Raw genomic sequence first — 15,706 nt, 5'->3', positions numbered from 1 at the left:
ACATCGAGGCCCGGGCATCGGCCGTGCCGAAGACGCCCGCTAATGCAATTCCCTCGTCGCCCCGCCTGGATCATCCAGCGAGAACCTCACGATCGCCAGCTCGGGGCCGTCGTGCGCCGCCGAGAGGGAGAGCGTGCGGCCGATCGTCTCCCGCCATGAGCCGGTCAGGCGCGCCGATTCGTGGACGTGGCCGTGCAGTGTGAGGAGCGGCTGCCGCGACTCGATGAAACGCCGGATGGCGATGGATCCCACGTGGACGTCGACCGGCACGTGGTCGATCATCCGCCCGTCGAGCGCGGCTCGGTCGAGCGCCGTGCGGTAGGGGGGCGCGTGGAAGAGGAAGACGGCGCGGGACAGGTCGGCCGAGCCGGCGAGGCGCCCGAGATCCTCCGAGATCGTCGCGTACCTGGCTTTCTCCGGCGCGACGGGAACGGAATACGACCCCTCCTCGGGAGAGATGCATCCCGGGTCGACGTAGCGGGAGACGTCGTACCGCTCCCAGTCCTTGAGGAGAAAGGGGCTCGGCGGTGTGAAGGCGTAGCCGTAGACCGACCACGTTCCGAACGCCGCCGCCCGGCCGTGGGCGTAGGAGAGGATCCCGGCGGCCTCCGCCTCGAGGAGGCGCTCCTCGTCGGCGCGGCCGTCGTCGTTGCCGAGGACGAGAAAGACCCGCGGCGCCTCCTCTCCGAGATCGGCGCGCAGGCGCGCGAGCTCGGGCAGCAGATACTCTCCCAGGAAATCCCTCGGCTTTCCGGGGACGTGGGGGAGGATGTCGCCTCCGACGAACAGCGCCCGCGGCCGCTCGCCGGCGACGACCGCGAAGAGCTTCCGGTACCGGTCCATCCGCCCGTGGAGGTCGGAGACGAAGAGGCAATCGGTCATCGCAAATCCCTTCCATCCCGGCCGGCGGCCGCCGGCGGGATATGACGAATGGTACATTGTGCACGCGCCGAGAGCAACATGCCAGACGACTCGGGCGACGCTGATTGGCGCGGAACTCCCCGACGTCGCCCATGATTCCGCTTCCCGCATAGTGCAATAATTCCACGAAAAATCATGGCTGTTTGGCCGGCGGGCCGATCGCCGCGCCCGTTGCGGCTAATCCCGTGCCGGAACGGACGTTGAACAAACAAAGACGCCGTCCGGGGATGCGCGGGGGGTCGTCGTCGCCGCCCCCGGACCCGGCCGTCCGGCACGAGGCACGCTTTTTGCGTGATGCCCGGTGGAGCGAAGAACACCATGGCGCGGGACGACCGGAGCCCCCGCCGACACGCCGGAACACGGCGGCCGCCGCTCCCGGCCGCCGGCCGGATCGAACGATCGACGATGGTGCCGAACATGACGAACACACGCGCAGGATTCACACTGATCGAGTTGATGGTCTCCATACTGATCATCGGGCTCGTCGCCGTGCTCTCCGTGCCGATGTACGGCCGTTTCTCCCAGAACTGGAAGCTCAACGGCGAGGCGCAGCAATTCGCCGCCGCGCTGCGGACGGCCCGCTCGGCGGCGGTCATGAAGAACATCAACACGGTGTTCGTCTTCGATACGGACAACAACGAGTACTTCTTCTTCGAGGACGAGGATCGCGACGGCTCGCGCGACATGAACGAGTACCGCAGCGCCACCTACGAGCTCTACGAGGGAATCGTCATCACCGCGCATACGCTCTCGACGACGACGCTCACCTTCGGACACCTGGGGAACACGCGCGAGAGCGGTTCGATCACCCTCAGGAACAACAACAACAATATCAAGGCCGTCCGGATCTTCGGCGGCACGGGCAACATTACCGTCGATTGAAAGGGAGCGGGACATGATGTTGAAGTCTGAAAAGGGAATCGGCCTGATTGAACTGATCGTCGCGCTCTTGATCTTCGGCGTGGGGATCTCGGCGGCGATGCGGATGCTCCCCGAGAGCAACACGGCGACGACCCGCGCCCGCAACCTCACGATGGCGACGAACCTCGCCCAGCAGAAGATCGAACAGCTGATGGGCGCGCCTTTCAACGACGCCGATCTCGCGTCCGGCGCGCACAACGATCCGGACAATCCGCTGGAAGTCCATTTCACGCGCAGCTGGGCGGTGACCGACAACGTCCCGCTCGCCGACATGAAGGAAATCACCGTGACGGTCACCTACGAGTCCGGGCACAAGGACAACGCGGTGACGCTCAGAACCTATCTAACCTCGAGGCGGTAATTCGCTATGTCAACCTGTCGAAGAAAGCACGAAGAGGGATTCACCCTCATCGAGATCGTGATGAGCATCCTGGTGCTTGGGTTCGTGCTCATCGCCGTCTCGGGGATCTTCATCCTCTACCAGAAGGGATCGGCCAAGACGACCGATCACGCCGAGGCCCAGCAGAACACGAGGATCGCCCTCGACTTCATCACCGGACGGCTTCGCCAGGCCGGTTCGCAGACCGACTACTTCCGGGGCCAGTTGCCCGTGGTTCACGCGGGGCCCTACCAGATCGCGATCAACGCCGACATCGACAACGGCCAGACGATCGACGGGCAGGCGCCCCTGGCGGCGCTCAACCGCGCCGTGGCGCAGCACACGGTGCCCGCCTCGGGCACACCGATCTACACGCCCGCCGACAACTACGATTCCGACGCCGAGACGGTCGTCTTCACCGTCGACTCGAACGCCGACGGGCTCATCGACGCGGCCGACCGCGGCGACGATCCCGTGGAGGGGGGCAACAACAAGAACCTCTTCGTCCTCAAGCAGTACGTCTACGGCTTCAACGGGTCGGGGGTCAACGAGGTGCGCGAGTCCGACCTCGCCAAGGTGCGCGGGCCGAATCTGACGGCCACGTGGACGATCCCCCAGCCGATGTTCCAGTACTGGTACGATCACGACGAGAACCCGGCGACGCCCGATCTCCTCTGGGGCGACGGCAACGCGGACGGCGAGCTGAGCGACAGCGAGGCCCTCGCCGTGACCGAGATGCCGGCGAACATGCTGGCGAACATCCGCAAGGTCCGGATCACCGTCATCAGCGAATCCGAGCGCTACGAGAAGCAGTACGAGACGAACGGCGGCTTCCTCGACGTGACGATGACCTCCGAGGTCTTCGTGCGGAACGCGACACGGACGAGCGCGATGATCAGCGGCATGGTGTACCACGACGCCGACAAGGACGGCGCCCTCGATCCGGGCGAGACGGGGATCCCCAACGTGGAGATCAGGATCGCCGGCCAGGGCAGCAACGTGCTCAGCGACAATTTCGGCCGGTACTTCTTCCCGCTGCCAGCGGGCGACTACTCCGTCCAGGAGGTCGACCCGATGGGCTACACCTCGACGACGGCGAACATCGTCTCGGTCACGCTCGCCTCGGGCCAGACGAAGTCGGTGAACTTCGGCGACGTCTCGACCACGCCGAGCGGCGTGATCGAGGGATACGTCTACGAGGACATCGACCAGGACGCGCTCATGGACATCGGCGAGGAGGGCATCGCCGGGGTGCTCGTCTCGCTCGACACGGGCGCGGAGACCTACACGAACGACCGGGGCTACTACTCCTTCGTCGCCCGCCAGGGGAACTACACCGTCGTCGAGACCGACCCGACCGGTTTCGCCTCGACGACGCCGAACTCGGGCGCGGCCAGCATCGTGGCCCAGGACGACACCGTCAGGATAGATTTCGGCGATTTCGCCGGTCCCGTCACCGGCGTGCTCGAGGGCTACGTCTTCCTCGACGTCAACGAGGACGGCGTCCGCAACGCCGGCGAGGAGGGCCTGCCCAACGTCATGATGACGATGTCGAGCGGCGACACGACGCTCACCAACGCGAACGGCTACTACCGGTTCAACCTCGCGCCGGAGATCTACAAGATCACCGAGACCGACCCGGCCGGCTACACGTCCACGACGGTCAATACCTACGAGAACATCAAGATCACCGCCGACACGACGGTCGTGCGCGACTTCGGCGACGTCCTGGAGAACCGCCAGGACTTCGTCGAGATCCACATCTCGAACACGGACCGGGTGCTCTCGGTCTCGACCGCCAACCTCGACGAGGACGACAAGCGCGACACCGACATCGTGCTCGGCACGGCGCTCGTCGGCGGCATCGGGAACATGCTCGTCTTCCACAACAAATGGGAAAGCTCGACGACGCCGGTCACCGAGCTCTTCGATTCCGACCCGTCGTATCGCCGCGACGCGGGGTACAACATCAACGCGATGGACGTCTTCGACTACTCCGGGGACGGCACGCCCGACGTCATCAGCGGCCTGGACGTCGGCACCGACCCGAATCTCCAGTTCTGGCTCACCGAGGCGGAGGGCGTGCTCTCGACGAGCCCCGAGGTCGTCTACCACGCGGGCGGCTTCAACGAGGTGATGGACGTCAAGCTGGTCGATCTCGACCGGGACGGCAACCTCGACATGCTCGTCGGCCTCAAGTCCTCCTTCGGGGTCTACAAGGGCGCGCTGGTCGTCTACAGGGGATTCGGCGGCAACAACTTCATGCCCGTCTCGATGATCACCGAGGCCGGTTCGGAGGGCGACCTCCAGCTCGGCGACGTCTGGGCGGTCGGGTCCGGCGACATCGACGGCGACGGCGACCAGGACGTCATCATCGGGACGCACCGGACGGAGTATACCGGCTGCATCGACATCTTCCTGAACGCGGGCGAAGCCTCGGGCGTGCTCGAGTGGCGTGCGCGGTACGAGACGTTCGGCGCGGTCAACGATCTCATGGTGATCGACATGATGGAGGACGACGCGCGCGATCCCGATATCATCATCGGCTCGTCGATCGCGGCGAACGCCGGCTTCGTGATGCTCTGGTCGAACACGGGCGGCGTTTTCGGCTGGGCCGACACCACCGGCTACGCCTTCGGCCCCGAGACGGTGCCGAACCTCCCCGACGACTGGGTCGACGCGCACGGCGAGGCGCTCTGCCTCGCCGCGCTCGCCCTGAACAACGACATCTTCCCCGACATCGCCTACGGCACGAGGCGATCGTCGCTCCTCTACCTCGGCGACATCTACGTGCTCCCCTCCTACGGGACGCTTCCCGACGGCGGACTCAAGGTCAACACGAGCGACATGGGGGAGATCATCGCCATCGGCGTGGCCGATTTCAACAAGGACAGCCGGCCGGACCTCGTCGTCGGAACGAGATCGTCGGCGACGCAGGGACGGCTCATCGCGTACTTCGGCCGCGAGATCTGACGCGGGTCGACAGGCAAAGGACCGGTAAGACATGAACAACGAACGGATCGTGAAGCGCCGCGGGGGAGAGGACGGGAACATCCTCGTCGTCACCCTGCTCATCCTCTTCGCCGTTTCGGTGATCGGCGGGACGCTCGGCATGGTCTCCTCGATGGATCTCAAGATCTCGGGGAACCAGCGGACGACCACGCAGTCCCTCTTCATCGCCGAGGCGGGGCTCAACGAGGCGATCCATCGCCTCTCACTGCCGAACCCGACGACGGTCGCCGTCGGCGGATGGTCGGGGAACGCGGCGATCGGCGACAGCCCGCCCTACGACCCGAACTGGGAGACGCAAATCTATCTCACGCGTCCCGACATGGCCCCGGCCGCGGGCACGGCCGTCACGACGGGCACCCTCCAGGATCCGAGCAGGGACTACCTCGAGTACAGCGCCGCGTCGGGAACGGACGGCGTCCTCACGATCCGCCACAAGTGGGAGGACCGCGACGGTGACGGCGCGCGGGACGCGAACGAGATCGTCCTCTACGATCCGCTCCAGATCCCCCCGGAGAACTTCACGTCGGGCTTCCCCGTCGAGATCGTCACGGTGGCGGGGCGGCAGGGGAACGGCGAGCGCGTCGTCGAGGCGGAGGTCACCAAGCGGACGATGACCGCCAGGACGCTCGCGGCCCTCTACTGCGACAAGGCGGTCCGGCTGACCGGCAACTGCGACTTCTGCGGCTACAACCACGACATCAACACGCCCCCCTGGACCGTGCCGAACGCCTGCTACGCCTGGCATCTCGCCTCGGGGCACCTCCCCGGCGTGACGACGACGGGGGACCAGGTGAAGGTCCAGGGGAGCGCGCACGTCGGCGGCAACCCCGCGCCGATCGACAACGCGGCGACGAACCCCTTCTACTCGCTCGCCGAGGTGCTCGGCATGTCGAACGGCGAGGTGGCCGACCTGCTGTCGAACGCGGACCACACCTCGGTGGCCAATCCCCTGAACGGGATCACCTACATCAACGGGGACGCCAACGTCGCCAGCAACTTCACCGGCGAGGGGCTCCTCTACGTGACGGGCGACCTGAAGGGCGCCGGATCCTTCCAGTACAAGGGGCTGATCTACGTCGAGGGCGACGTCAAGCTCACCGGAACCCCCTGGATCCTCGGCAGCGTCGTGGTTCGCGGAACATCGGATTTCAACTTCAGCGCGGGAAACGCCGCCGTTCTCTACAGCAAGGACGCCATCACCCAGGCGCTCAGCGGGGCCCTGCCCTGCATCGTGCTCTCGTGGCGCGAGATCTGATCCGGGAACGCACTCCCATATCGACGGAGACGGGCGCCCCCTCGCGGGGGCGCCCGTCTTTCTTCATGCGGGGCCCGGCTGGCGGCCAGGTGGGCGGTTCGTCACGACGCCGCCGCGCCGCCCCGCGCCAGCCAGCGCTTGACGAGCTTCATCGCCTCGAAGACGAGGAGGTAGACGCCTCCCGCACCGACGACGTACAGCCAGTCGACGGGCGCGGGCGGCGCGAACCGCAGGAAGCCGCGAACGACGGGCACGTAGATCGCCAGGAGGATCAGGCCGATCGAGCCGAGGATCGACAGAAGCAGGATCCGGTTGGAGAGGAAGCCCGGCCCGAACAGCGAGGCGCGCTCGTAGCGGCGCGAGAGGATGTTCGAGAACTGGCAGAAGGCGATCGTGAGATAGGAGAGGGTGGTCGCGCGGGCGTAGAGGAGGGGATCGGCGGCGTCGACGGTGAGGATGACTCCTGTCCGCCGCATGAAGAGGGCGAAGTTCGCGAAGGAGAGGGCGCCGATCAGAACGCCGAGGAAGACGATCTCGATCGTCGTGTTGCGGTTGACGATATGATCGCCGGGGCGCCGCGGCGGGCGCTGCATGACGTCGGCCGGCGGCGGGTCGTACGTGAGGAAGGTCAGCGGCATGATCTCGGCGAGCAGGTCGATGGCGAGGATCTGGATGGCGAGGATCGGGATCGCCCAGTTTCGCATCGCCACGGCCGCCAGGCCCAGCAGCACGACGACGAGCTCGGCGGCGTTCGTCGTGAGCGAGGCGAGGACGGTCTTGCGGAGGTTGTCGTAGATCGTCCGGCCCTCGCGCACCGCGTGGACGAGGGTGGGGAAGCTGTCGTCGAGGAGCACGAGCTCGGCCGCCTCCTTGGAGACGTCGGTGCCGATGCGGCCCATCGCCACGCCGATGTCCGCCTTGCGCAGGGCGGGCGCGTCGTTGACGCCGTCGCCGGTCACCGCCACCACCTCGCCGCTCTCCTCGAGGAGGCTGACGATGCGCAGCTTGTCCTCCGGGTCGACGCGGGAGAAGATCAGCGACTGCTCGCGCTCCATCACCGCGGTGAGCTCCTCGTTCGACATCGTCTTGAGCTCGCTTCCCGGAAAGACGGGAGAGGGATGCCCGGCAGCGGATAGGCCGATCTCGTCGCCGATCGCCTGGGCGGTGACGGCATGGTCGCCCGTCATGATGAAGGTCCGGATGCCGGCGGTGTGGCAGCTCTCCACCGCCTCCCTGACCCCCTCGCGCGGCGGATCGATCATGCCGGCGAGCCCGAGGAAGACGACGTCCTTCTCGACCTCGTCGATGGCGTAGTCGCGCCCGTCTGATTCGAGCGGCCGGTAGGCGACGGCGAGCACGCGCAGCGCCCGGCGGGAGAATTCCTCGACGACCGACATGACCGTCTCGCGGTCCTCGTCGGTTATCGGCGCGGCCCCGCCGCCGCGGTAGATATGCCTGCTGATCGCGAGGACGCTCGCCGGCGCGCCCTTCATCGCGAGCTGCTCGCGGTCGCCGAACCGCCTCACCGAGCTCATCAGCTTCCGCTCGGAATTGAAGGGGAACTCCTTGATCTCGGGATTCTCCTCGTCCTCGGTCAACGAGCGAGTGCCGAGCTTCGTCGACATCGTCACGAGGGCCGCCTCCGTCGGATCGCCGACCGGGTACCAGCCGGCGTGATCCTCGTCCGGCGCGTGTATCTCGGCATTCGACGCCATCGTGGCGGCGTCCATCATGATCTCGATCTCGTCGATGCCCGCCCGGTCCACCGCGTCGCCCGTCTCGTCGAGCAGCGCGCCGGTCGGCTCGTACCCCGTGCCGGTCAAGGAGTAGCGTTTCCCGTCGAACCAGAGGGCCGTCACGGTCATCTCGTTCTTCGTCAGGGTTCCGGTCTTGTCGGTGGAGATGACGCTCGTCGAGCCGAGCGTCTCGACGGACGGGAGGCTCTTCACGACGGCGTTGATGTCGGCGAGGCGCTTGCTCGTGGCCGACATGGCCACGGTGACCTGGGCGGGAAGCGCCTGCGGCACGAGGGCGACGGCGATGCCGAGGGCGTAGACCATGCTCGTGAAGAGGCTGAAGCCCTGCCAGAGGGCCACGCCGAAGAGGATGCCGCTGATGATCACGACGACCATCGTGAGCCACCGGGCGAGCGAGGAGAGCTCGCGCTCGAGAGGGGAGGGGACCTCCACGGTGGCCTGCGTCATCCCGGCGATCTTTCCCATCTCGGTCTCCATCCCCGTCGAGACGACGAGTCCGGTGGCGCTCCCCGAGGTGACGGTGGTGCCCATGAAGGCCATGTTGTCCATGTCGCCGAGGCCGCATTCCTCCTGCATCGCGTTGCTCTCCTTGCCCTGCGGCATCGATTCGCCGGTGAGGGCGAAGTCGTCGGTGCGCAGGTCGAAGGACTCGACGATGCGCAGATCGGCCGGGATCTTGTCTCCGGCCTCGAGCTTCACGATGTCGCCCGGCACGAGGCGATCCTGCGGGATCTCGGCCATCCCGTCGCCGCGCAAAACGCGCGCCGGGGACTGGATGAGGTTTTGGAGGCTTTCGAGAATCCTGCTGACCTTGTATTCCTGCACGAAGCCGATCACCGCGTTGATCGCCACGATCACGAGCATCACGGTGGCGTCCCGCTAGGAGCCGATCACGAGGGAGATGGCGGCGGCGACGATGAGGACGATGACGAGGAGGTCCTTGAACTGCGAGAGGAAGAGGAGCCATTTCGGCGTTCCGAGATCGGCGGTGAGCTCGTTCGGGCCGTGCCGTTCGAGGCGCCGCTTCGCCTCCGCCTCGGCGAGACCCTTCTCCGAGGTGCCGAGAGCCTCGAAGGCCTCGCGCACGGTCATCCGGTAGAATGCCTTGTCCTTCATGTCGTCCCCTCGATGTTCATGGGCCGGCCGCAGGCCGGGCCGGCGTGTACCGCGTTGTTCGATGCATGAGGATACCGTCGGCGGACCGTGGCAAACAACAGTTTTTCCTCGCGGACGCCCCGTTGGGCGTTCAGGACTTGCGCAGAACGAGCGTGAACCCGTTGCGCAGGTAGCGGCGGATTCCGAGCCGGTGCAGGAGCAGCCCCGTTCCCTGGAGAACGAAGTCCACGGGGGCGAGGGGGGAGCCCCAGCGATCGAAGGGCGCCGTCGTCCACCGGTAGGCGAGCTCGGCGACGGCGTAGCGGTCCGAGACAGCGGGGGCCGAACGCTGCCACGGGCCGCCGCAGAGGTAGTGGCGGAAGACCTCGGGCGCAAACGGCCGCATGTGCGAGAGGTCGTCGTAAAATTCCGGCCAGAGGGGGGGCGCGCTCACGGCGAAAATCCCCCCCGGGGCGAGGACGCGGTCGATTTCGACGAGAAGCGCGTAAACGTCGCGGCCGACGAGGTGCTCGACGAGGTGGCTGCAGTGGACGAAGCGGACGGTTCCGTCCTTGAAGGGAAGGGGGGCCGGCGCCCGGTAGAGGGCCGCGCGGGGAAACCGGCCGGCGAGACCGGCGACGGACGAGGGATTCGCATCGAGGGGGACGAGCTCGAGCGGGCGGCCCGCGCGTGCGCAGCGGTCGAGGAAGGCGCCGTTTCCTGCGCCGATGTCGACGACGAGCGATCCCGGCTCGCCGGGCAAAAACCGCGCGGCGAGATCGAAGAAGGGCCCGCGGTCCATCGTGCAGTGCAGGCGGCGGTCCCGATGATCGCGCCGCCAGCGAGCGAAGAGCCCGCGCTCGCCCATTCCGTCTCCTCCTGTCCGCGTGGAATCCCTTCCCCCGGCCTTTAGGGGAGCCTACGGGGAAGCGCTCCCCGCGGCAAGGGATTTTCCGCCGGACAAGGCGACGTTCCTGTCGTTGTTCGCGAAGGCGCATGTGTGCGGGAAGGTCGGTCGGGGGTTTCGTCACGCGCCCGCTGGCGGGCGCGGACGGGGCGTGCTATGATCGCCGGGCCATGCGCATCGTCATACTCGAACCCTGGCTCGCCGGCTCCCACGGGGCGTGGGCGAGCGGCTACGCCGCCCGGAGCGCGCACGAGGTGTCCGTGCTGGGCCTTCCCGGGCGCCACTGGAAGTGGCGCATGCACGGCGGGGCCGTCACCCTCGCGCGGCGCTATCGCGAGGAGGGGCACGGCGCCGACCTGCTGCTCGCCACCGACATGTGCGACCTCGCGCTCTTTCTCGCCCTCACCCGCGACCTCGCGGCGGGTACGCCGGCCGCGGTCTTCTTCCACGAGAACCAGCTGACCTACCCGTGGCCGGGAGACGATCCGGACCCCGCCCTCGGCCGGGACGTGCACTACGCCTTCGTCAACCTCGCCTCGGCCCTCGCCGCCGACGCGGTCTTCTTCAACTCCCCGTACCACATGGCGGATTTCCTCGGCGCCCTTCCCGGCTTTCTCGGCGCGTTTCCCGATTTCAGGGAGCGCGGCGCCGCGCGGGCGATCGAAGCGAAATCCCGGGTACTTCCGCTCGGGATCGATCTCGCCGGCCTCGACCGCCACCGCGTGGCGCGCGAGCCCGGCGCGACGCCCCTCATCCTCTGGAACCACCGGTGGGAGTACGACAAGGGGCCGGAGGAGTTCTTCCGGGCGCTGCGTCTCCTCGCCGGCGAGGGCCTCGATTTCCGTGTAACACTCCTCGGCGAATCCGGCGGCGAACGCCCCGCCGTCTTCGAGGAGGCGCAGGAGACGCTCGGCTCCCGCATCGTCCACCGCGGCTTCGCGCCGGACCGCGCCGACTACGCGCGCTGGCTCTGGCGGGCGGATATCCTGCCCGTCACGGCGCGCCACGAGTTCTTCGGGACGAGCGTCGTCGAGGGGATGTACTGCGGCGTCTGTCCCGTTCTCCCGCGGCGCCTCGCCTACCCCGGGCACATCCCCGAAGAACGGCACGGCGAGTTCCTCTACGACGGATTCGATGGGCTGGTAACGATGCTGCGGCGCCGGATCGAGCGGATCGACGAGACGCGCACCGCCGGGGCGCGTTCCTTCGCCGAGCGGTACGACTGGGCAACGCTCGCCCCCGCGTACGACGCCGCGCTCGAAGCGGTCGCCGGTCACTGACCGCCGGCCGTCTCCCCGTCGAAGATCCGTTCGAGGTGCCCCGCGGGAGGCTCCCATTTCCGGGCGAGACTCAGCGCGACGATCGCGACGAGGGCCGCCGACGAGCCGGCGATGAAGCCGTGGACGCCGAAGGGCTTGCCGAGCCAGGTCCAGAGGATCGCGGTGATCGAGCCGACGATCATCGAGCCGATCGCGGCGAGGCGGCTCGCCCGGCGCCAGTAGATCCCGAAGAGGAGCGGCCAGAGGGTGGTCGAGGCGATCACGGCCCAGGAGAAGCCGGTGAGGACGAGGATCAGCGCGGGGGGCTTGAGCGCGATCGCGAGCGAGATGAGCCCGACCGCCGCGCTCACGATCCGGTTGTAGAAGACCTCCTGCTCGCCGGTGAGCCGGCGCCCGAGGCCGTTCCGGTAGACGTCGCGCACGAGCGAACTCGAGACGATGATCAGCACCCCGGCGAAGGTCGACATCCCCGCGGCGACGACGCCGGCGAGCAGCAGGGCCGCTCCCCACGGCGAGAGGACCGCCTTCGAGAGCGAGGGGATGGCGAGGTCGGGATTCGCGAGGGCGGGGAAGAGCAGCCGCGAGAAGGCGCCGTTCAGGTAGGGGAGGATGGCGATCGCCGCCCCGACGGTGACGATCACCGTGCCGAGGCGGAAGGTCTTCGTGTCGCGGATCGAGTAGAAGCGGATGAGGAGCTGCGGCATCCCCCACACGCCGAGGGAGACGACGAGGCAGAAGCTCACGAGCCCCGCCCAGCCCCACACGCCCGGCGTCGAGACGTAGCCGGGATCGATCGCGGCGAGCCGCCGCATCCCCTCGGAGAAGCCGCCGACGGCGGAGACGGTGCGGCCGGTGAGGAGCAGGAGGCTGAAGATCATCACCCACGCCTGCAGGAAGCCCGTCCAGACGACGGCCTGGTAGCCGCCGAGGACGACGTAGAAGATGATGACGAGCCCGGAGATGAGCACCCCTCCCCAGTAGGGGAGGTCCATCAGCACCTGGAAGGAGTTGGCCATCCCCTTCACCACGCTCACGTTGTAGATGATGAGGAAGAGGAAGACCACCGCCGCCGAGAAGATCCCCGCCGCCGGCGACCGGTAGCGCTCGGCGAAGAAGCCCGAGATCGTGCTCACGCCCATCCGCTCGGTGAAGAGGCGGACGCGCCGGCCGAGGACGATCCAGCAGAGCAGGCAGCCGACGAGGACGTTGATCGCGCCGATCCAGATCGTCGCCATCCCGAACTTGTAGCCGAAGGCGCCGCCGCCGATGATGAGGACCGACGAGAAGTAGACGGCGATGAAGGAGAGGGCCGTCACCCACGGGCCGATACGGCGGCTCCCGATGATGAAATCCGCGGCCGTCGTCGTCCGGCGTCCGCTCCAGATCCCGATCCCCATGAGGACGCCGATGTAGACGAAGAGGACGAGGATGCACGCTCCGAGCAGTGTCATGTCGTTCCTTTCTCCGGTCAGCGGTGCCGGTCGCCGGCGCGGTCGAGGAGCGCCCAGAGAATCGCGGCGAGGATGCTCGCCCCCGTCACGACGAAGGCCAGGAATGTCAGCCAGGGCATTGCGAACGGTCCCATCTCTCACCCTCCACGTCAGTACGTGAACATGAACTCCCATCTCAGGAAATGCGCCGTGTCGGCGTCCGTGTCGTAGAAGTTGCCCGGGTCGAAGCGCTCCCAGAGGAGGTGTCCGGTCAGGTAGCGTGTCGCCCGCCACTTCAGCCAGACCCGCGTGAGGAGCCCCCGCTCCTCGGTCCCGGCGTTTGCCCAGTCGACGGGAAGCTCGTCGCCGGGCGCGATGATGACCGGCGCCTGCTCGGGGGCGTACATCAGGTAGGCCTCCCCGATGAGCTCGATACGCTTCTCGGGACGCAGGGAAAGCTGCAGGTACGGGGCGAGGAGGTTGTTCCAGTACGCCACGCCGTTCTCGCCCACGAGCGTGTAGATGTAGAGCTCGCTCCACTTGGGCCAGCGGCTGTAGAGGGGATCCCACCCCTCGTAGTCGCCGGAGCGTGGGTCGTCGCCCGAGAGATAGATGAGCCCGGCGGTCATGGCGGGGCTCAGCCGCGACGGAGGAGCGTACGTGCCGTGGACGTAGCCGCCCAGCCCCGAGCGATCGGCGTCGCCCCGTTCGCCGGACTGGAAGGCCGCCTCGGCGGCGAAGCGCAGCCGGCCCCCGCCGCCGGCCGAGGCGCGGCCCCCGACGGTGTGCAGCGTCGTCTCGGGGAAGATCCCGTCGTCGTCCTTCTCCCGCTTGAAGGCGTAGTAGAGGTCGTAGTCGACCGGGCCCGATGATCGATCGGTGAAGTAGAGGGCCGCCCCCGACTCGCCCCACTCGGTGAGGCCCTGGTCCCGGTCGTTGACGACGGGGAGGTACTCGTCGGTCTCGGGGTTGGAGATGACGAACAGCTCGAGGCGGCGGGCCGACGCATCGCCCACGCCGATCCGGAGGGCGTTCATGTAGGCCGTGCGGGAGCCGTCGAGCGTGCCGCCGTCGAGGAAGAGGAATCCCTCGCCGAGCATGATGTCCTGCCGGCCGAGGGTGACGTCGATCGGCCGGCCGCCGATTTCCGAGGCGCGCACGTAGAGGTTCTCGAAGATCAGCTCGTGGAGATCCTCGCCGAACTCGAAGTCGCGATCGGGCTTGAACCAGTGCCGGTGCTCGTTGTTGAGCATCGCGTAGAGCTCCCATCCCGCCGCGGGACGCCACCGGCCCCAGAGCTGGGTGCGCACGCGCAGGAAATGCAGGTCGTCGACCACGTCGTTCTCGAGGTCGAACCCGTTGCGGATGCTGGTCTCGCGGAGCCGCTCGCGGAATCCCCATTCGAACGCGGCGTCGCCGGCGGGGGCCGCCGCGGGGAGAAGAAGCGCGGTCGCGATCAACGCGGCGCCCGCGCGGAGCCGTTTCTTCATGCGGTGTTCTCCTCCGGTCAGGTCGTTGGAAAGGACACGGCGACCATCATACCCGCTCGCCACGTCCGGTGCAACCTTTGCCGTTCGCGCGCGTATTCGGGGTAGTGCCGCCCCCCGGCGGGGCGGACGCGGACCGGTATCCGGGACACGGGCTGAACGGCGATCGAGAGACGGGAGGTTCCCATGCGTACCCTGTGCAAGGTGTTGCTCGTATTCGCGGCCGTCGCGACCGTGCTGCCCGCCGGCGGCGAGGCCCGCCGGCGGCGTCCGGCGCGCACCGACGAGAAGGCGTTCGACGGGATCGAGCGGATCGAGATAAAGGTCGTCACCGGGCGCTGCGTCGTCACGAAGAGCGGCGGCGACAAGGTGACGGTGCGGGTCGAGAGCCGCTATGACGACCCCGACGCGGTCGAGATCCGGATCGACCGTGACGACGACGTCCTCGAGATCGAGGAGGAGTTCCACGATTCGAGCGACGGGTACTGCGAGATTTATGTCACCGTGCCGGACGGGATCGAGATCGATTTCAACTCGGCCTCCGGCGGGATGTCGATCGAGGGCGTCACGGGCGAGTTCGCCGCCTCGACCGCCTCGGGCGGCTACCGGATCGAGGAGTGCGCGGGGAGATTCCGGCTCAGCACGGCGTCCGGCGACTACCGGATCGAGAAGTGCACGGGCCGGTTCCGCCTCTCCACGGCCTCGGGCGATGTCGATGCGATCGACTGCCGGGGCGATTTCGACATGAGCACCGCCTCGGGCGATGTCGACGCGATCGACTGCCGGGGCGATTTCGAACTGAGCACCGCTTCGGGCAACGTCGATGCGCGCGGAATCGTCATCGAGGGCGACAGCGAGTTCTCGACCGCCTCGGGCAAAGCCACGGTCGTGCTCGCTTCCTCCCCCGACCACGACATCTCGGTCGGATCAGCGTCGGGCGATGCGATCCTCGACTTCGACGGCAACGAGGTGAAGGGCTACGTCGAGATGACGGCGAAGAAGCGCGGCGGGCGGATAAAGTGCCCCTTCGACTTCGATGACGAGGAGACCTTCCGGCGCGGCGGCAACCGCGACACCTACGTGCGCAAGACCGTGACGATCAAAAGCGAACGGCCGGTCGTGACGATCGGAACGGCCAGCGGCGCGGCGGTCCTGAAGAAGTAGCCCGCATTCCGTGCGCGAACGGGCGTGACGGAAGACGATCCCTCCATGAGGCCCGCGGGGCGCCCGTTTCGACGGACGCCCCGGGGCCTTTTTTTCCG

General features: G+C 67.6%; 10 protein-coding genes and 1 pseudogene. 6 read left to right on the top strand and 5 right to left on the bottom strand.

Annotated features, from left to right (window positions below; translation table 11 throughout):
- Positions 1–39: 39 nt before the first annotated feature.
- Positions 40–882: a metallophosphoesterase gene (locus JW876_04480; GenBank protein MBN1884764.1), complete on the bottom strand. Its 843-nt coding sequence runs from the start codon at positions 880–882 to the stop codon at positions 40–42.
- Positions 883–1,338: 456 nt separating this feature from the next.
- On the opposite strand from JW876_04480, the gene JW876_04475 reads away from it, so the two are divergent.
- Genes JW876_04475 through JW876_04460 form a run of 4 tightly spaced genes read left to right on the top strand, consistent with a single transcriptional unit; the run spans position 1,339 to position 6,488 of the window.
- The gene (locus tag JW876_04475) at positions 1,339–1,803 is read left to right on the top strand and encodes a GspH/FimT family pseudopilin (GenBank protein ID MBN1884763.1); all 465 of its coding nucleotides are present in this window, start codon (positions 1,339–1,341) and stop codon (positions 1,801–1,803) included.
- Positions 1,804–1,816: 13 nt separating this feature from the next.
- Entirely contained in the window at positions 1,817–2,203 is a 387-nt protein-coding gene (locus tag JW876_04470) for a type II secretion system protein (GenBank protein MBN1884762.1), read from the top strand.
- A 6-nt stretch (positions 2,204–2,209) separates the two neighbouring features.
- Positions 2,210–5,194, top strand: a complete 2,985-nt coding sequence (locus JW876_04465; protein ID MBN1884761.1) for a VCBS repeat-containing protein — start codon at positions 2,210–2,212, stop codon at positions 5,192–5,194.
- Positions 5,195–5,225: 31 nt separating this feature from the next.
- Positions 5,226–6,488, top strand: coding sequence for a pilus assembly PilX N-terminal domain-containing protein (locus JW876_04460; protein MBN1884760.1), 1,263 nt, complete (start codon positions 5,226–5,228; stop codon positions 6,486–6,488).
- A 101-nt stretch (positions 6,489–6,589) separates the two neighbouring features.
- Here JW876_04460 and JW876_04455 read toward each other — a convergent pair.
- Positions 6,590–9,361: pseudogene (locus tag JW876_04455) on the bottom strand (cation-transporting P-type ATPase).
- Positions 9,362–9,491: 130 nt separating this feature from the next.
- Positions 9,492–10,208: a class I SAM-dependent methyltransferase gene (locus JW876_04450; protein MBN1884759.1), complete on the bottom strand. Its 717-nt coding sequence runs from the start codon at positions 10,206–10,208 to the stop codon at positions 9,492–9,494.
- Positions 10,209–10,417: 209 nt separating this feature from the next.
- Between JW876_04450 and JW876_04445 the strand changes: the two genes are divergently transcribed.
- Positions 10,418–11,527, top strand: a complete 1,110-nt coding sequence (locus tag JW876_04445) for a DUF3524 domain-containing protein (GenBank protein MBN1884758.1) — start codon at positions 10,418–10,420, stop codon at positions 11,525–11,527.
- Here JW876_04445 and JW876_04440 read toward each other — a convergent pair.
- Together JW876_04440 and JW876_04435 are read right to left on the bottom strand one after the other, a co-directional pair.
- On the bottom strand, positions 11,521–12,978 hold the full coding sequence (locus JW876_04440) for a sodium/proline symporter (GenBank protein ID MBN1884757.1): 1,458 nt from the start codon (positions 12,976–12,978) through the stop codon (positions 11,521–11,523). The genes JW876_04445 and JW876_04440 overlap by 7 nt on opposite strands.
- A 149-nt stretch (positions 12,979–13,127) precedes the next feature.
- Positions 13,128–14,447 (bottom strand): alginate export family protein, encoded by a 1,320-nt coding sequence (locus JW876_04435; GenBank protein MBN1884756.1) that lies wholly within the window; start codon positions 14,445–14,447, stop codon positions 13,128–13,130.
- 183 nt (positions 14,448–14,630) lie between these two features.
- On the opposite strand from JW876_04435, the gene JW876_04430 reads away from it, so the two are divergent.
- Positions 14,631–15,608 (top strand): DUF4097 family beta strand repeat protein, encoded by a 978-nt coding sequence (locus JW876_04430; protein MBN1884755.1) that lies wholly within the window; start codon positions 14,631–14,633, stop codon positions 15,606–15,608.
- Positions 15,609–15,706: the final 98 nt, after the last annotated feature.

The sequence above is a fragment of the Candidatus Krumholzibacteriota bacterium genome (assembly GCA_016931295.1).
Taxonomy (GTDB): domain Bacteria; phylum Krumholzibacteriota; class Krumholzibacteriia; order Krumholzibacteriales; family Krumholzibacteriaceae; genus JAFGEZ01.
This window is presented reverse-complemented; position numbering and strand designations above follow the sequence as displayed.